This window comes from Stutzerimonas balearica DSM 6083, assembly GCF_000818015.1.
Taxonomy (GTDB): domain Bacteria; phylum Pseudomonadota; class Gammaproteobacteria; order Pseudomonadales; family Pseudomonadaceae; genus Stutzerimonas; species Stutzerimonas balearica.
Genome location: NZ_CP007511.1, coordinates 3,827,382 through 3,845,059, shown reverse-complemented (window position 1 = coordinate 3,845,059; position 17,678 = coordinate 3,827,382). Strand labels below are relative to the sequence as shown.

General features: G+C 65.3%; 17 protein-coding genes. 13 read left to right on the top strand and 4 right to left on the bottom strand.

The window, feature by feature from the left end; all coding sequences use genetic code 11:
- Positions 1-128 precede the first annotated feature (128 nt).
- The 13 genes from CL52_RS17920 to CL52_RS17860 all read left to right on the top strand — a co-directional run bounded on the left by CL52_RS17920 (position 129) and on the right by CL52_RS17860 (position 11,665).
- The gene (locus CL52_RS17920) at positions 129-1,394 is read left to right on the top strand and encodes a glutamate-5-semialdehyde dehydrogenase (RefSeq protein WP_043222165.1); all 1,266 of its coding nucleotides are present in this window, start codon (positions 129-131) and stop codon (positions 1,392-1,394) included.
- Positions 1,394-2,038 (top strand): nicotinate-nucleotide adenylyltransferase, encoded by a 645-nt coding sequence (nadD, locus tag CL52_RS17915; protein ID WP_041108118.1) that lies wholly within the window; start codon positions 1,394-1,396, stop codon positions 2,036-2,038. The genes CL52_RS17920 and nadD overlap by 1 nt, the downstream gene beginning before the upstream one ends.
- A gap of 14 nt (positions 2,039-2,052) precedes the next feature.
- Positions 2,053-2,412 (top strand): ribosome silencing factor, encoded by a 360-nt coding sequence (rsfS, locus tag CL52_RS17910; RefSeq protein WP_041108116.1) that lies wholly within the window; start codon positions 2,053-2,055, stop codon positions 2,410-2,412.
- 2 nt (positions 2,413-2,414) lie between these two features.
- Entirely contained in the window at positions 2,415-2,882 is a 468-nt protein-coding gene (gene rlmH / locus CL52_RS17905) for a 23S rRNA (pseudouridine(1915)-N(3))-methyltransferase RlmH (RefSeq protein ID WP_041108114.1), read from the top strand.
- 18 nt (positions 2,883-2,900) lie between these two features.
- Complete coding sequence (mrdA, locus tag CL52_RS17900; RefSeq protein WP_043222163.1) at positions 2,901-4,790, top strand: penicillin-binding protein 2; 1,890 nt, start codon at positions 2,901-2,903, stop codon at positions 4,788-4,790.
- The gene (gene rodA / locus CL52_RS17895; RefSeq protein ID WP_041108110.1) at positions 4,787-5,932 is read left to right on the top strand and encodes a rod shape-determining protein RodA; all 1,146 of its coding nucleotides are present in this window, start codon (positions 4,787-4,789) and stop codon (positions 5,930-5,932) included. The genes mrdA and rodA overlap by 4 nt, the downstream gene beginning before the upstream one ends.
- Before the next feature lie 38 nt (positions 5,933-5,970).
- Positions 5,971-6,960: a lytic murein transglycosylase B gene (mltB, locus tag CL52_RS17890; protein WP_043222161.1), complete on the top strand. Its 990-nt coding sequence runs from the start codon at positions 5,971-5,973 to the stop codon at positions 6,958-6,960.
- Complete coding sequence (locus tag CL52_RS17885) at positions 6,957-7,937, top strand: septal ring lytic transglycosylase RlpA family protein (protein WP_043222159.1); 981 nt, start codon at positions 6,957-6,959, stop codon at positions 7,935-7,937. The genes mltB and CL52_RS17885 overlap by 4 nt, the downstream gene beginning before the upstream one ends.
- 48 nt (positions 7,938-7,985) lie before the next feature.
- The gene (locus tag CL52_RS17880) at positions 7,986-9,143 is read left to right on the top strand and encodes a D-alanyl-D-alanine carboxypeptidase family protein (protein WP_043222157.1); all 1,158 of its coding nucleotides are present in this window, start codon (positions 7,986-7,988) and stop codon (positions 9,141-9,143) included.
- A 62-nt stretch (positions 9,144-9,205) separates the two neighbouring features.
- A complete protein-coding gene (locus CL52_RS17875; protein WP_041108102.1) occupies positions 9,206-9,490 on the top strand; it encodes a DUF493 domain-containing protein in 285 nt (94 codons plus the stop codon).
- Entirely contained in the window at positions 9,490-10,158 is a 669-nt protein-coding gene (gene lipB / locus CL52_RS17870) for a lipoyl(octanoyl) transferase LipB (RefSeq protein WP_043222155.1), read from the top strand. Before CL52_RS17875 ends, lipB begins: the two co-directional genes overlap by 1 nt.
- Positions 10,145-11,122, top strand: coding sequence for a lipoyl synthase (gene lipA / locus CL52_RS17865; RefSeq protein WP_043222153.1), 978 nt, complete (start codon positions 10,145-10,147; stop codon positions 11,120-11,122). Before lipB ends, lipA begins: the two co-directional genes overlap by 14 nt.
- A gap of 198 nt (positions 11,123-11,320) precedes the next feature.
- Complete coding sequence (locus CL52_RS17860; protein ID WP_043222151.1) at positions 11,321-11,665, top strand: hypothetical protein; 345 nt, start codon at positions 11,321-11,323, stop codon at positions 11,663-11,665.
- A 61-nt stretch (positions 11,666-11,726) separates the two neighbouring features.
- Here CL52_RS17860 and CL52_RS17855 read toward each other — a convergent pair whose 3' ends face one another.
- The 4 genes from CL52_RS17855 to leuS form a co-directional block, all read right to left on the bottom strand.
- A complete protein-coding gene (locus CL52_RS17855) occupies positions 11,727-13,022 on the bottom strand; it encodes a lytic murein transglycosylase (protein WP_043222149.1) in 1,296 nt (431 codons plus the stop codon).
- Positions 13,023-13,111: 89 nt separating this feature from the next.
- A complete protein-coding gene (holA, locus tag CL52_RS17850) occupies positions 13,112-14,143 on the bottom strand; it encodes a DNA polymerase III subunit delta (protein WP_043222147.1) in 1,032 nt (343 codons plus the stop codon).
- Positions 14,144-14,185: 42 nt separating this feature from the next.
- Entirely contained in the window at positions 14,186-14,791 is a 606-nt protein-coding gene (locus tag CL52_RS17845) for an LPS-assembly lipoprotein LptE (RefSeq protein WP_041108090.1), read from the bottom strand.
- A 46-nt stretch (positions 14,792-14,837) separates the two neighbouring features.
- Positions 14,838-17,444 (bottom strand): leucine--tRNA ligase, encoded by a 2,607-nt coding sequence (gene leuS / locus CL52_RS17840; protein WP_041108088.1) that lies wholly within the window; start codon positions 17,442-17,444, stop codon positions 14,838-14,840.
- Positions 17,445-17,678 lie beyond the last annotated feature (234 nt).

The following is a 17,678-nucleotide window of genomic DNA, read 5'->3' as shown; positions in this document are numbered from 1 at the left end:
CGTGGCGGCCTCGGCCGGCGAATTCTTTACCCGCTGCAACAACCGGGCCTTCGGTCGACGCCGCTGGGCGCGGGCGACGCGCCTGGCTATAATCAGCCGCTTTCCCTCCAGATCAGGCCAGCCATACCATGACCGAGTCCGTACTCGACTACATGACCCGTCTGGGCCGCTCCGCACGAGAGGCTTCGCGGGTGCTTGCCCGTGCCAGCACGGCACAGAAGAACCGCGCCCTGCAGGCCGCTGCTCGCGCGCTGGACGCCGCCCGCGACGAACTGGTCGCCGCCAACGAGCAGGATCTGGCCCAGGGCCGGGCCAACGGCCTGGACGCGGCGATGCTCGATCGCCTGGCGCTGACGCCCAAGGTCATCGACAGCATGATCGAAGGCCTGCGCCAGGTCGCGGCGCTGCCCGATCCGATCGGCGAGATCCGCGACATGCGCTACATGCCGTCGGGCATTCAGGTCGGCAAGATGCGAGTGCCGCTGGGCGTGGTCGGGATCATCTACGAGTCGCGGCCGAACGTGACCATCGACGCCGCCAGCCTGTGCCTGAAGTCCGGCAACGCGACCATCCTTCGCGGCGGTTCCGAGGCGATCCATTCCAATCGAGCCATCGCCCGCTGCATCGCTCAGGGCCTGCTCGAGGCCGAGCTGCCGGCAGCCAGCGTGCAGGTGGTCGAGACCACCGACCGCGCGGCTGTCGGTGCGCTGATCGCCATGCCCGAATACGTCGACGTGATCGTGCCGCGCGGCGGCAAGGGGCTGATCGAGCGCATCAGCCGTGATGCGCGAGTGCCGGTGATCAAGCATCTGGACGGCATCTGCCATGTCTACATCGACGTGGCGGCCGATCCGCAGAAGGCCATCCGCATCGCCGACAACGCCAAGACCCAGCGTTTCGCGCCCTGCAACACCATGGAAACCCTGCTGGTGCACCAGGCGATCGCCGCTGAGGTGCTGCCGCCGCTGGCCGCGATCTATCGCGACAAGGGCGTCGAGCTGCGTGGCTGCGCCGGAACGCGGGCGCTGCTGGGGGCCGATGTGCTGGAAGCCACGGAGCAGGACTGGGCGACCGAGTACAACGCGCCGATCCTGTCGATCCGCCTGGTCGATTCGCTCGACGCGGCGATCGAGCACATCAACCGTTACGGCTCGCAGCACACCGACGCGATCGTCACCGAGAACTTTACCGATGCGCGGCGCTTCCTCACCGAGGTGGATTCCAGTTCGGTGATGGTCAACGCCTCGACCCGCTTCGCCGACGGCTTCGAGTACGGCCTGGGGGCGGAGATCGGCATTTCCACGGACAAGCTGCATGCACGCGGGCCGGTCGGCCTGGAAGGGCTGACCAGCGAGAAATACGTGGTGCTCGGCGACGGGCATATTCGCACCTGATGGTTCGGCGCATCGGCATCCTTGGCGGAACCTTCGATCCGGTGCACATCGGCCACCTGCGCGGCGCGCTGGAGGTGGCCGAAATGTTCGATCTGGACGAGCTGCGGCTGATTCCCAACGCGCGTCCGCCCCACCGGGAGACGCCCAGTTGCTCGGCCGAGGACCGCTTGGCCATGGTCCGGCTGGCGGTGGCGGACCTGCCGCCGCTGGCGGTCGATGCGCGCGAACTGGAGCGCGACCGGCCGTCCTATACGCTCGATACGCTGATCTCACTGCGCGCCGAACTGGCAGCCGAGGATCAGCTGCTGCTCATCGTGGGCTGGGATGCCTTCTGCGGGTTGCCGACCTGGCATCGCTGGGAAGAACTGCTCGACTACTGCCATATCCTGGTCCTGCAGCGGCCGGATGCCGGCAGCGAGGCGCCGCAGGCGCTGCAGGACCTGGTGGCGGCGCGCAGCGTGCCCGATCCACAGGCACTCGCCGGCGCGGCCGGGCAGATCGCCTTTGTCTGGCAGACACCACTGGAGGTGTCGGCCACGCAGATTCGTCAATTGCTGGCCAGTGGCAAGTCGGTGCGCTTCCTGGTGCCCGATGCGGTCCTGGCCTATATCAACGCGCACGGGCTGTACCGGGCGTCGAACTGAGGTTGTTTTCCCTTATGCAAAATGAAGCACTGGTCCAGCTGGCGGTTGCCGCGCTGGAAGATCTGAAAGGCCAGGACATCGTGGTCATCGATGTACGGGGCAAGACCAGCGTTACCGATTACATGGTGATTGCCAGCGGTACCTCCAGCCGCCAGGTCAAGGCGCTGGCCGAGAACGTCCTGGAGAAGGTCAAGGAGCAGGGCGTGCGCCCGCTCGGCAGCGAAGGGCTGGACGGCGGCGAATGGGCCCTGCTGGACCTCGGCGATGTGGTCGTTCACGTCATGCAGGTGCCGACCCGGCAGTTCTATGACCTCGAGCGCCTCTGGCAGGGCGCCGAACAGAGTCGCGCCCAGCACGGTCAGTCCGCGGAGTAGGTGTGCGCGTCCGCCTGATCGCCGTCGGCTCGAAGATGCCGCGCTGGGTGGAGGAGGGCTGGCAGGAATATGCCCGCCGGCTGCCCGGCGAGCTGCCACTCGAGCTCGCCGAGATCCCGCTCAACACGCGTGGCAAGAATGCCGACGTCGCGCGCTTGATTCGCCAGGAAGGTGAGGCCATGCTGGCGCGCGTCCAGCCTGGCGAGCGAATCGTCACGCTGGAGGTGCATGGCAAACCCTGGAGCACCGAACAGCTGGCCGCCGAGCTCGACCGTTGGCGGCTGGACGCACGTAACGTCAACCTCATGGTTGGCGGCCCGGAAGGGCTGGCACCGGAGGTCTGTGCCCGCAGCGAGCAGCGTTGGTCGCTGTCACCGCTGACCCTGCCGCATCCGTTGGTGCGCGTGCTGGTTGCCGAGCAGATCTATCGCGCCTGGACGCTTCTGTCCGGTCACCCCTATCACAAGTAGTTCGCCGAAGCGCTCGACATGCCGCAGCCGATTCAGCTCAAGGATCACGAAAAAGACGCACTGCTGGTCCGCCGCCGGATCATCGTCGGCGCGCTCGTCGTGCTGCTGCTGTCCGGTGTGCTGGTGGCACGGATGTACTTTCTTCAGGTCATCCAGTTCGACTACCACTCCACGCTGTCGGAAAACAACCGCGTCCATGTGCAGCCGATTCCGCCGAGCCGTGGGCTGATCTACGATCGCAACGGGCGGGTGATCGCCGACAACCGGCCGAGCTTCAGCCTGACTGTCACCCGCGAGCGCGCCGGCGAATGGCGGGAAGTCCTCGACCGCGTGGTAGAGGTGCTCGAGCTCGGCGCCGAAGAGCGTGAGCTGTTCGAGAAGCGTGTCCTGCAGGGGCGGCGGCCGTTCGAGCCGGTGCCGATCATGTACGAGCTGAGCGAGGAACAGATCGCGCGGATCGCGGTGAATCAGTTCCGCCTGCCGGGCATCGAGGTCGCCGCCCAGCTCGTCCGCCACTACCCGCAGGGTGCGCATTTCGCGCACTCGGTGGGCTATGTCGGGCGAATCAACGAAAAGGAACTGCAGAGCCTGGATCCGGTGAACTACGCCGGCACCCATCACATCGGCAAGACCGGCATCGAGAAATTCTACGAGGACGTGCTGCACGGCCAGGTTGGCTACGAAGAGGTGGAGACCAACGCGCGCGGTCGCGTGCTGCGCGTGCTCAAGCGCACCGACCCGGTGCCCGGCAAGGACATCACGCTGACCCTCGACCTGAAACTGCAGGAGGCTGCCGAGGCGGCACTGGCCGGGCGTCGCGGTGCGATCGTGGCGCTGCTGCCGAAGACCGGCGAGGTGGTTGCGATGGTCAGCCAGCCGAGCTTCGATCCCAACCTCTTTGTCACCGGCATCAGCTTCAAGGACTACGGTGCGCTGCGCGACTCGATCGACCGCCCGCTGTACAACCGCGTGCTGCGCGGGCTCTATCCGCCGGGTTCGACGATCAAGCCGATGATGGCGATCGCCGGGCTGGATGCCGGGGTGATCACGCCGACCAGCCGCGTCTACGACCCGGGCTACTACCAGTTGCCGAACGTCAAGCACAAGTACCGCAACTGGAACCGCGGCGGCGACGGCTCGGTGGACCTGGAGCTGGCGATCATGCGTTCCAACGACACCTACTTCTACGACATGGCGCATAAGCTTGGGGTCGATCGCATGCATGATTACATGTCGCGCTTCGGCCTGGGGCAGCGCGTGGCGCTGGACATGTACGAGGAAACCGCCGGCCTGATGCCTTCGCGCGAGTGGAAGCGCAGCCGTTACCGGCAGCCGTGGTACCCAGGCGAAACGGTCATTCTCGGCATCGGCCAGGGCTACATGCAGGCCACGCCGTTGCAACTGGCCCAGGCCACGGCGCTGATGGCTACCCGCGGCAAGTGGATTCGTCCGCATCTGGCCCGGCGCATTGGTGGCGAGCCGCCAGTGGATCCGGATCCGATGCCGGATATCGAGCTGCGCGATCCGAAGTTCTGGGACTACTCGATCCACGGCATGGAGCAGGTGCTGCACGGCCCGCGTGGTACCGCGAAGAAGGTTGGCGATAGCGCTGCCTACCGCATTGCCGGCAAGAGTGGCACGGCGCAGGTGGTGGCGATCAAGCAGGGCGAGAAGTACGACAGCTCGCGGCTGGCCGAGCGGCATCGCGACCATGCGCTGTTCGTTGCCTTCGCCCCGGTCCAGGACCCCGAGATCGCCGTGGCGGTGATGGTCGAGAATGGCGAATCCGGCTCGGGCGTGGCCGCCCCGGTCGCCAAGGCGGTGCTCGACGCCTGGCTGCTCGACGACAGTGGTCAGCTGAAGGCGGAATACGCGCCTGCGGCCAAGGCAGAAGGCGAAAAATCATGAGCGGTACCTTCGATCGCACGCTTTCGCGCGAGGACGTGATGCGTCGCCGGGCCACGCTTCTGCAGCGCCTGCACATCGACGGGCTGTTGCTGCTGCTGTTGCTGACGCTGGCGGCGGCCAGCCTGTTCATCCTTTACTCGGCCAGCGGCAAGAACCTCGACCTGCTGATGAAGCAGGCCAGTTCCTTTGGCCTCGGCCTCGGCGCGATGCTGGTAATCGCACAGTTCGAGCCGCGCTTCATGGCACGCTGGGTGCCGCTGGGCTATCTGGTGGTGGTCGGGCTGCTGCTGGTCGTCGAGTTTCTCGGGCACACCGCGATGGGGGCGACGCGCTGGATCAACATTCCGGGCGTGATCCGCTTCCAGCCGTCCGAGTTCATGAAAATCATCATGCCGATGACCATCGCCTGGTATCTGTCGTCGCGCCCCCTGCCGCCACGGCTGAAGCACACGCTGGTCAGCCTGGCGTTGATCGTCGTGCCGTTCGTGCTGATTCTCAAGCAGCCTGATCTGGGGACCTCGCTGCTGATCCTCGCGTCCGGCGCCTTCGTCCTGTTCATTGCCGGGCTGCCCTGGCGCTGGATTCTCGGTGCGGTGACCGCATTGGTGCCGGTCGCCGTCGGCATGTGGTACTTCGTCATGCACGATTATCAGAAGCAGCGCGTGCTGACCTTTCTCGATCCGGAAAGCGATCCGCTCGGTACCGGCTGGAACATCATCCAGTCAAAGGCGGCGATCGGCTCGGGCGGCGTATTCGGCAAGGGTTGGCTGCTCGGCACCCAGTCGCACCTGGATTTTTTGCCGGAAAGCCATACCGACTTTATCATTGCCGTTCTGGCCGAAGAGTTCGGGCTGGTTGGCGTTTGCCTGTTGCTGGTGCTCTACCTGCTGCTGATCGCGCGGGGGCTGACCATCACCGTGCAGGCACAGACGCTGTTTGGCAAACTGCTCGCCGGTGCGTTGACCATGACGTTCTTCGTCTATGTCTTCGTCAACATCGGCATGGTCAGCGGCTTGCTGCCCGTGGTGGGGGTGCCGCTTCCCTTTATCAGCTACGGTGGAACTTCGCTGGTGACCCTGCTGTCGGGGTTCGGGGTTTTGATGTCGATCCACACCCATCGCAAGTGGATCGCCCAGGTTTGATGAGAGTGAATTCCTTGATTCCTACAACGCGTGTCTGGATGACGCGAACGCTCCGCATGCTGGGGCTGGTCGGCGTCTTCGCCGGCGCGCAGTCGGCCATTGCCGGCGACTACCAGAGCCCAGCGGTGGACCAGTTCATCGACGAAATGACCCAGGAATACGGCTTCGCGGCCGAGCAGCTGCACGAGCTGTTCGGCCAGGCGCAGCGCAAGCAGGCGATCCTCGACGCGATTTCGCGGCCGGCCGAGCGGGTCAAGCCGTGGAAGGAGTATCGTCCGATCTTCATCACCGACTCGCGCATCGCCCAGGGGGTGGACTTCTGGCGGCAGAACGAGGCGGCCCTGGCGCGCGCCGAGGCCGAGTTCGGTGTTCCGGCGCAGGTGATTGTCGCAATCATCGGCGTCGAAACCTTCTACGGGCGCAATACTGGCAACTACCGGGTGATCGATGCCTTGTCGACGCTGGGCTTCGATTATCCGCCGCGCCAGCCGTTCTTCCGCCAGCAGCTCAAGGAATTCCTCCTGCTTGCCCGTGAGGAGCAGGTCGATCCGCTGACGCTCAAGGGGTCCTACGCCGGCGCGATGGGGCTGCCACAGTTCATGCCGAGCAGCTTCCGCGCCTATGCGGTGGATTTCGACGGCGACGGCCACATCGACATCTGGAGCAATCCGGTCGATGCGATCGGCAGCGCCGCGAGCTATTTCAAGCAGCATGGCTGGGTGGCTGGCGAGCCGGTGGTCGCACGTGCCGAGGTCGACGGCCCGGAATACGAGAAGGGGCTGACAGTCGGTCTCGAGCCGGTGCTCGATGCCGCCGCGCTGCGTGGCCTGGGCTGGCGTACCGATACGCCGGTGGCCGATGGCACAGCGGTAACCGCCTTTCGCCTGGAAGGCGCCGAGGGTGACGAATACTGGGTCGGCCTGCCGAATTTCTACGTGATCACGCGCTACAACCGCAGCGTGATGTACGCCATGGCAGTGCATCAGCTGTCCGAGAAGCTCGCGCAAGCCAAGGGAGCGACGCTATGAAGGCACGTCGCGGGCTGTCGGCGCTGACGCTTGCCTGTGTGGTCGTGGCCGGCTGCTCGTCCGCTCCGGGGCCGCGCGATACGAGCGGCGGCCAGGCCGGCGCCGCTGGGAGCTACGCCAGGCCCCACAAGGATGGCGCGCCCTGGTGGGACGTCGATGTCTCGCAGATCCCCGATGCCACGCCGATGCCTCATTACGGCCCGGTCAAGGCCAATCCCTACACGGTGCTCGGCAAGACCTATTACCCGATGAACGATGGCCGGCGCTATGCGGAGGTCGGCACAGCGTCCTGGTATGGCACCAAGTTTCATGGCCAGGCCACGGCCAACGGCGAAACCTACGACCTGTATGGGATGAGCGCGGCGCACAAGACTCTGCCGTTGCCGAGCTACGTCAAGGTGACCAACCTGGACAACGGCCGCAGCGTCACGCTCAGGGTCAATGATCGCGGGCCCTTCTATTCCGATCGCATCATCGATCTGTCCTTTGCCGCGGCGAAGAAGCTCGGTTACGCCGAAAGCGGCACGGCACGGGTCAAGGTCGAGGGCATCGACCCGGAGCAGTGGTGGGCGGCGCGCGGCAAGGCCGTGCCAATGGTGCTGGCCCAGCCCGCGGCCGCCAAGCCGGCGGCTGGCTCCATCGCTCAGCCGGTCGAGCGCTATACACCGCCGCCGCAGCAACACGCCGCGGCCGTGCTGCCGGTCGAGGTCGAGCCCGCCTCGCAGCGTGCGAACGGTAACGAGGGGCTGTATCTGCAGGTCGGCGCCTTTGCCAATCCGGACGCCGCCGAACTGCTCAAGGACAAGTTGGCGGGCGTGGTCACCGCGCCGGTGTTCGTCAGCTCGGTCGTGCACAACCAGCAGATTCTGCATCGTGTGAGGCTTGGGCCGATCAAGACGCAGAGTGAGGCCACACAGCTCGAGCAGAGCGTGCGGCTTGCCAATCTCGGTCAGCCCCGGCGAGTCAAGGCTGACTGAGTCCGCGCCATTTCGTGGCACCCGATACACCAACCCATCGAGAACCGGATGAACATCACCATTTACCTGAAACGCTTCATGGTCCTGGCCCTGCTGACGATCGCGCCGGCGGTCTGGGCGGCACCGATCATCCCCTCACCACCGCAGCTGGCCGCCAAGTCCTATCTGCTGATGGATGCCTCCAGCGGCAACGTGCTGGTGGAAAACAATGGCGACGAGCGCCTGCCGCCGGCGAGCCTGACGAAGCTGATGACCGCCTACATCGCCACCCTGGAAATCAAGAAGGGGCAGATCAGCGACAGCGACATGGTCACGGTGAGCGAAAAGGCCTGGCGCACGGGCGGCTCGCGCATGTTCATCCAGGTCAACAGCCAGGTCTCGGTGGGCGACCTGCTGCATGGCGTGATCATCCAGTCCGGCAACGATGCCAGCGTAGCGCTGGCCGAGCATATCGCCGGCAGCGAGGAGGCCTTTGCGGACCTGATGAACGCGACTGCCCAGCGCCTGGGCATGAACAACACCCATTTCATGAATGCCACCGGGTTGCCGCATCCCGAGCACTACTCTTCGGCCGCCGACATGGCCAAGCTGGCGCGCGCGATCATTCACGAGGACCCGGCGCACTATGCGATCTATGCGCAGAAGGAGTTCCTCTGGAACAACATCAAGCAGCCGAACCGCAACCTGCTGCTGTGGCGCGACAAGACCGTCGATGGCCTGAAAACCGGTCACACCGAAGAGGCCGGCTACTGCCTGGTCGCTTCGGCCGTGCGTGACGGCATGCGTCTGATCGCGGTGGTGTTCGGCACCAACAGCGAGCAGGCCCGCGCGGCCGAGACGCAGAAGCTGCTGACCTACGGCTTCCGCTTCTTCGAAACCCGGACCTTCTACCAGAAGGGTGTGGAGCTGGCGCAGCAGCAGGTCTGGAAAGGTGAGCAGGACAAGGTCAAGGCCGGCCTGGCCGAAGATCTGACGCTGACTCTGCAGCGCGGCCAGCTGGACAAGCTGCAGGCCTCGATGAGCTTCGCCGATACGCTGATCGCACCGATCGCGCAGGGCCAGGTGATTGGCAAGGTCGAGGTCAAGCAGGGTGAGCAGGTGCTGCACACCAGCGATCTGATCGCGCTGGAAGCCGTGGAGGAGGGTGGGCTGTTCCGTCGTCTGTGGGATAGTATTCGCCTGTTCTTCTTCAGCCTGTTCAACTGACGCGTTCGCGCACCGGTGCTCACCAGGCCGCCGGTGCGCCTTGCGGATCACGGGTCCGTCTCATGACCGATACCTCTAACGACGCCCAGGCGCCGAAAATCGAATTTCCCTGCGAGCGCTACCCGATCAAGGTGATCGGTGATGCCGGTGACGGCTTCCGTGAGTTGATCATCGAAGTCATTCAGCGGCATGCGCCCGGACTGGACGAGTCCAGCGTGGTGTTGCGCGACAGTCGCAACGGGCGTTTCCTCTCCGTCCAGGTGCTGATCACCGCGACCGGCGTCGAGCAGTTGCAGGCCATCCACACGGACCTGCGGGCGACCGGCCGCGTGCATATGGTCCTGTAATGGCGTCTGGCGAGCTTGTCGTGCGCGAGTGCGGTCTGGTCGAGTACCAGACCGCCTGGCGCGCGATGCAGCGTTTCACCAACGAGCGTGGGCCGCAGACGCCGGACGAACTCTGGCTGCTGCAGCATCCCCCGGTATTCACCCAGGGCCAGGCCGGCAAGGCCGAGCACCTGCTGTTCCCCGGCGAGATCCCGGTAGTGCAGGCTGATCGCGGAGGGCAGGTGACCTACCACGGTCCCGGCCAGCTGATCTGCTACCTGCTGCTGGATGTGAGGCGGCTGGGCATTGGCGTTCGCCAGCTGGTCTCGCTGATCGAGCAGAGCATCGTCGAAGTGCTCGCCGAGCGGGGCGTGACCGCGGCGGCCAAGGCCGATGCCCCGGGCGTCTACGTCGATGGCGCCAAGATCGCCTCCCTCGGCCTGCGCATTCGCAACGGACGCTCCTTCCACGGCCTGGCGCTTAACGTGGACATGGATCTGCAGCCCTTCCGGCGAATCAACCCCTGCGGTTATGCGGGGCTGGCCATGACCCAACTGCGTGACCTCATCGCCGGGCCGGTCGAACTGGAAGAGGTCGCGCACAGCTTGCGCGATCGTCTCGCCGACCACCTTGGCTATACGCAACAGAAGACCCTTGCGGGCGGAATCGAAAGCTATGAGTACTGTTGAAACGACGGACAAGCGACCGGCGAAAGTCGAGGCGGGGGTCAAGCTGCGTGGCGCCGAGAAGGTGGCGCGCATCCCGGTGAAGATCATTCCCACCGACGAGTTGCCGAAGAAGCCCGACTGGATTCGGGTACGTATCCCGGTTTCGCCGGAGGTCGAGAACATCAAGCAGACCTTGCGCAAGCACAGGCTGCACAGCGTCTGCGAGGAAGCCTCCTGCCCGAACCTGGGCGAATGCTTCTCCAGCGGGACCGCCACCTTCATGATCATGGGCGACATCTGTACGCGTCGCTGCCCGTTCTGCGATGTGGGGCATGGCCGGCCGAAGCCGCTCGATCCGGACGAGCCGAAGAACCTGGCCCAGGCCATCGCCGACATGCGTCTGAAGTACGTGGTGATCACATCGGTGGATCGCGACGACCTGCGCGACGGTGGCGCCCAGCATTTCGCCGACTGCCTGCGGGAGATCCGCAAGCTGTCGCCATCGATCCAGCTCGAAACTCTGGTGCCCGATTATCGCGGGCGCATGGACATCGCTCTGGAGATCACCGCCAGCGAGCCGCCGGATGTCTTCAATCACAACCTGGAAACGGTGCCGCGGCTGTACCGCTCCTCGCGTCCGGGGTCTGACTTCGAGTGGTCGCTGGACCTGTTGCAGAAGTTCAAGGAGCGCGTGCCCGGTATCCCCACCAAGTCCGGCCTCATGCTCGGCCTCGGCGAGACGGACGAGGAGGTCATCGAGGTGATGCAGCGCATGCGCGAGCATGACATCGACATGCTCACGCTCGGCCAGTACCTGCAGCCCTCGCGCAACCACCTGCCGGTGCAGCGCTTCGTCCATCCGGACACTTTTGTCTGGTTCGCCGACGAAGCCGAGAAGATGGGTTTCAAAAACGTCGCCTCGGGCCCGTTGGTGCGCTCCTCCTATCACGCCGACCAACAGGCGCATGCCGCCAAAGGCGAGTGACCTAGAAAGGCCCGGCAATCGCCGGACCTTTTTCCATGTAGTGGCTTTTCCTCTTGACCTGATGTACCGGGATGCTGACGGCTGCCTGAAAAAACCACAGGATCGTTAGTTAGCTTGGCAAGTAAATTGCGTCATTCCGCCGCATTAGACTTTGGTCTATAGTGTCGGCCGTCAACATCAGGCCGAGGGCCATAGCTCATGAACCACCCCCAGTTGAAGAATCTGCTCGATGATCTGGATACCGCCAAGGTCGAATGCGACGCGATGAGTCGCTTGGTGGTGACGCGCCTGGCCAAGCAGCACATTCCCTATCGCGCCATGCTGGGGCAGGTCGAGCTCGACGGAAAAGTGGTCAAGCCGCATTTCTGGGTCGAGGCCGATGGTTGCGTCATCGACTACCGTGCTCGGCAGCGCCTCGATGGCGATGAGCGGGTCCCGCACGGCGTCGTGCCGCGGGAGTCGGTTCGCGCCCACTATCAAGGCCAGCAGATCGTCATCGATCCACTGCCGGATTATCTCTACGAAGTGGCCGTGAAGCACTGAGCGGACCGCAGCGTCAAATGAAAAGCCCCGGATTCCGGGGCTTTTTCGTTGCCGTGATCGCTCAGGGACGCGCGCGCAGACGGCCCAGCAGCTCCTGGGTGGGGTGCCCGTCGGCCGGCCAGCCGAGGGTTTGCTGAAAACCGCGTATCGCCTTGCGCGTATTGGCGCCGATGATGCCGTCGGCCGTGCCGGGGTCGTAACCCTGGCGCGCAAGGCGCTCCTGCAGTTCCAGCCGCTCGGAGCGGCTCAACGGTTGTTCGTCGCGCGGCCATTCGCCGGCGACCTCGCCACGGCCGCGAAAACGATCGGCCAGCAGGCCGATCGCCAGCGCGTACGAAGACGAGTTGTTATAGCGAAGGATGCTACGGAAGTTATCCAGCACCAGGAACGCGGGGCCGCGGTGCCCGGCCGGCAACAGCAAGCTGGCCTGCGCGCTGTCGTCGCCGTCCGGAATGCCGGCGATGCCCAGCGCACGCCAGTCCCCGAGCGGCTTGCGGATGCTGGCATCGGCCAGGGCGTAGTCGAACCCCGAGGGCAGGCGCACTTCCGTACCCCAGGGTTGATGGAGGCTCCAACCCGAGGCTTGCAGGTAGTGGGCAGCCGATGCCAGTGCGTCAGCCGCGCTGCCCCAGATGTCGCGGCGACCGTCGCCGTCGAAGTCGACCGCGTGGGTGTTGTAGGTGGTGGGAATGAACTGGGTTTGGCCCATGGCGCCGGCCCAGGAGCCGCGCATCCGCTCGGGGCGGACGTCGCCGCTCTGGAGGATCTGCAAGGCGGCGAGTAGCTGGGTGCGAGCGAACTCCGGCCGCCGGCCTTCGTGAGCGAGGGTGGCCAGCGAGCGAATGACCGACTTGTCGCCCATGATCTGGCCAAAGCTGCTTTCCAGACCCCACACGGCGACAAGCACCTGGCGATCCACACCGTAGCGGTCTTCGATGCGGGCCAGCGTGTCGGCATGTTCGGTCAATAGCCTTTTGCCGCGCTCGACGCGTTGCGTCGAAAGCGCCCCGTCGAGATATGCCCAGACTGGGCGAGTGAATTCCGGCTGGCTGCGGTCGGCAGTGATGACGGTCGGGTCCGGAGTCACGCCAGCGAAGGCTTCGTCGAATACGCGGGGACTGATGCCCGCGGCCAGCGCCTGCTGCCGAAACTGATCGCGCCATTCAGCAAAACCCGGCAATGGCAGTGCCGCGGGGGCGCCGGCCGTCGGCGCCTCTGCGGTGCTCTGACTTGCCGATGAAGCGGGCTGGGGCGCATAGCTCTCGGCGAGCGGCTTGGCGGCGCAGGCCACCAGCCCTAGCGCCGTGCCGGCGACCAGCGTGCGTAGCAACAGCACGGGAACGAAGGGGTAGAACATCACCACTCTCGATGGGGAAATCGGCTGAGAACATTATCACGCTTTGTGCGGCTTGCGCGGGGCAGGCGACCGCCTGTGCCACGCTTGGCTCAGCGGTTCAGGATGCGCGTGCCAGCCAACTGCAGGCACAGATCAGCCAGCCCGGTCCAGGGATTGCCTTCGGCCTGGCCCTTGATCTGGGCATCGATGCGCTGGGCGTCCATCAGCAGCTGGTTCCAGCGTTGCGCGCTGTGCCGCTGCAAGGCCTTGGAAACGAGCGGCCTGCGTTTGTCCCACACCGGAGGCCGCGCCTGGGCGAAGGCCTTCTCGAGTGGCAGGCCCTGGGCGTATTGCTGTGCAATGCCGGCCAGCAGGCGCAGCTCGCGGGCCAGGGCCCAGAGGATCACGGGCGGCTCGATGCCTTCGCCACGCAGGCCTTCGAGCATGTGCAGGGCATGGCTGGCGTGGCCGTGCAGGCAGGCGTCGATCAGGCCGAATACGTCGTAGCGGGCGCTGTCGGCTACCGCGGCTTGGACCGTCTCGGCGTTGATCTGCCCGCCTTCGGCCAGCAGCTTGAGCTTTTCGATCTCCTGGGCAGCGGCGAGGAGGTTGCCCTCGACGCGCGCCGCGATCATTTCCACCGCTTCCTGGTCAGCGGCCAGGCCGGCCTGCGCCAGGCGCTGACGGATCCACTGGGGCAGCTGCGCGGCGTCGACCGGCCAGATCTGCACGAACTGCACATCCTTGCCGTCGATCAGCGCCTTGGCCCACTTGGTCTTTTGCGTGCTGCCGTCGAGCTTCGGCAGGCTGATCAACAGCACGGTGTCTTCGGCCGGGCGCGCCAGATAATCGAGCAGGGCCGCGGCACCCTTGTCGCCGGGCTTGCCGTTGGGGATGCGCAGTTCGATCAGGCGCTTCTCGGCGAACAGTGACAGGCTGGCGCCAGCCTCGATCAGCTGACCCCAGTCGAAGCCGGTCTCGACATTGAACACCTGACGTTCGCTGAAACCCTGGCCACGCGTCGCCTGGCGGATCGCGTCACAGGCTTCCTGGCAGAGCAGATGCTCGTCGCCGCAGACCACGTAAACCGGGGCCAGCGAACCCTGCAGGTGCTTGGCGAGTTGGGCGGGGGAGAGTTTCATTGACGGCAAACGAGAGGAGCCGCGGCGGCGGCTCCTCCGGCTTCACTGCAGCGGCAGCTGGATCGGCGACTGCAGGGGCTGCGCGCCCTGCTCGCGCCGAGCGGCTTCGAGCGCCTCGGCCTCGGCGCGAGCCCTGGCCTCCGCCTCTTGCTGCAGCTGGTCGAGCTGGGCCGGGGTAATGCGCTGGATGCGCATGACCACTTGCTGAATCAGCTCGCGGCGCATTTCCTGGCGCAGCTGCTCGGCTTCCTGGTCGGAACCGATCAGGTTGTTCTCGTCGTGTACGTAGACCTTCTGCACTTCGACGTTGTCCTCGAGCAGCAACCGATCCTGCGGGCCGCGGAACTGATAGGTCAGCTCGCTGGTGAGCTCGTACTCGGCACTGCGCGCCGCGCTGGTGTAGCTGGCGACGCGCTGGCGGGTGCTCTCTTTGACCAGATCCAGGCGGTAGCGGGCGCCGGGATGGACGCGCACATCGTTGCGCTCGAGTACATCCTCGAGCTGCTGGCGGGTTTCGCCATAGCTGTTGCGCGCCTGCAGATCGAGCTCCTTGAGGCCGAACTGCACATCGCCGGTGCCGCGCAGCTGGAAGCCGCAGCCACCGAGGAGGGCGGCCAGGCCCAGCACAGCCAGATTCCGTTTGATCATCTGTATATCCCTCGTGGGCTCCTCCGCCTGCAGCGTCGGAGCCGAATCAGTTAGCGACGATGTTGACCAGCTTGCCCGGAACCACGATGACCTTGCGGATGGTCAGGCCTTCGGTGAAGCGCAGCACGTTCTCATTGCCGCGCGCGGCGGTCTCCACCTCTTCCCGGCTGGCGCTGGCCGGCACTTCGATCTGGCCACGCAGCTTGCCGTTGACCTGAACCACCAGAGTCAGGCTGTCCTGCACCAGGGCCGATTCGTCGACCTTCGGCCATTGCGCATCGATGATCGCGCCGCTCTTGCCCAGCTGCTGCCAGAGTTCGTGGCAGATATGCGGGGTGATCGGGGCCAGCAGCAGGGCGACCGTTTCCAGGCCTTCCTGCCGCAGGGCACGGTCCTGCTCGCTGGCAGTCGGCGCCTTCTCCAGCACGTTCATCAGCGTCATCACCTGGGCAATGGCGGTGTTGAACTTGTGGTGCTGGCCGACATCGGTGCTGGCCTGCTTGATCGCCAGGTGAATCGCGCGGCGCACGGCCTTCTGCTCGTCGTTCAGTGCGGCCAGATCGAGCGTACCCGGCAGCCCGGCGCTGACGTGCGCGTGGGCCAGACGCCAGACGCGGCGCAGGAAGCGGCTGGCGCCCTCGACGCCGGAGTCGGACCATTCCAGGCTCATGTCCGGCGGCGAGGCGAACATCATGAACAGGCGGCAGGTGTCGGCGCCGTAGGCATCGATCATCGCCTGCGGGTCGACGCCGTTGTTCTTCGACTTGGACATCTTCTCGGTGCCGCCGATTTCCACCGGCTGCCCGTCGGTCTTCAGCCTGGCGCCGATGACCTTGGCCTTGGCATCACGCTCGACCTCGACGTCGGCCGGGTTGAACCAGTCCTTGCCGCCGTTTTCCAGGGTGCGGTAGTAGGTTTCGGCGACCACCATGCCCTGGGTCAGCAGGTTCTTGAACGGCTCGTTGGAACTGACCAGGCCCTCGTCGCGCATCAGCTTGTGGAAAAAGCGCGCGTAGAGCAGGTGGAGGATGGCGTGTTCGATACCGCCGATGTACTGATCCACCGGCAACCAGTGGTTGGCCGCCTGCGGGTCGACCATGCCCTGGTCGTAGTTCGGGCTGGCGTAGCGGGCGAAGTACCAGGACGACTCGACGAAGGTGTCCATGGTGTCGGTTTCGCGCTTGGCCGGGGCGCCGCACTTCGGGCAGCTGCACTCGTAGAACTCGGGCATCTTCGCCAGCGGCGAGCCGGCGCCATCCGGCACCACGTCTTCGGGCAGCACCACCGGCAGCTGGTCTTCCGGCACCGGCACGTCGCCACAGCTGTCGCAATGGATGATCGGGATCGGGCAGCCCCAGTAGCGCTGGCGGCTGATGCCCCAGTCGCGCAGGCGAAACTGGGTGCGCGCCTGGCCGAGGCCCTTCTTCTGCAGCGCCACTTCGATGGCGTCGAAGGCGCCTTCGAAATCCAGGCCGTCATAGATGCCGGAGTTGATCAGCTGGCCGTGCTCGCCGTAGGCGTCCTGCCAGGGCGCGGGCGTCTCGTCGCCGGCGCTGGTGCGCACCACCGGCTTGATCGGCAGGTCGTACTTGCTGGCGAATTCGAAGTCGCGCTCGTCATGCGCCGGCACGGCCATGACCGCGCCTTCGCCGTAGTTCATCAGTACGTAGTTGGCGACCCATACCGGCAGCAACTCCCCGGTCAGCGGATGCTGCACGCGCAGGGAGGTGGCCAGGCCTTTCTTTTCCTGGGTGGCGATGTCGGCTTCGGCGACGCCGCCGCGCTTGCATTCGTCGATGAAGGCCTGCAGCTCGGAGTTGTTCTGCGCGGCGAGAGTGGCCAGCGGATGTTCCGCTGCAACGGCCACGTAGGTCGCACCCATCAGCGTATCGGGGCGGGTGGTGAAGACCTTCATCACGCCTTCGCTGCCGATGCTGGCGACGTCGTAGGGGAAGCTGATCTCCATGCCGCGCGACTTGCCGATCCAGTTGCGCTGCATGGTCTTGACCTGCTCGGGCCAGCCGTCCAGCTCGTCCAGACTCTCCAGCAGCTCATCCGCGTAGGCGGTGATCTTGAAGTAGTACATCGGGATTTCGCGCTTCTCGATCAGCGCGCCCGAACGCCAGCCGCGGCCATCGATGACCTGCTCGTTGGCCAGCACGGTCTGGTCCACCGGGTCCCAGTTCACGGTGCCGTTCTTGCGGTAGATCACGCCCTTCTCGAACAGGCGGGTGAACAGCCACTGCTCCCAGCGGTAGTAGTCCGGCTTGCAGGTAGTGACTTCCCGCGACCAGTCGATGGCCAGACCCAGCGATTTCAGCTGGGCCTTCATGTAGGCGATGTTCTCGTAAGTCCACTTCGCCGGCGCCACCTGATTTTTCATCGCGGCGTTCTCGGCCGGCATGCCGAAGGCGTCCCAGCCCATGGGCTGCAGGACGTTCTTGCCCTGCATGCGCTGATAGCGCGCGATCACGTCGCCGATGGTGTAGTTGCGCACGTGCCCCATATGCAGCTTGCCGCTGGGGTAGGGGAACATCGACAGGCAATAGAAGGTGTCCTTGCCGGGTTCCTCGCTGACTTCAAAGGACTTGTTCGCTTCCCACTGGGCTTGGGCGGCGGCTTCGATTTCGCGGGGCAGATACTGTTCGTGCATGGCTACTGGCGTTGAGGAGAGGGCGGGCGCTCCGCCGCGGCGAGTCAGACGACGGCTCGGAAGACCGATCCGTGGGCGCGCGAGGCTGCGGGCAGAGGCATGGAAGCGCCGTAGCATACATGACCCTTTGCAGCCTAGGGAAACCTGATTTGCCGTCCGAGTCGCTTTGCCATCCGTCGTGTTGGGGGTGGCCAGCCAGGGCTGAGCTACGCTTTGTGCAAGGGGAAGCGAGGT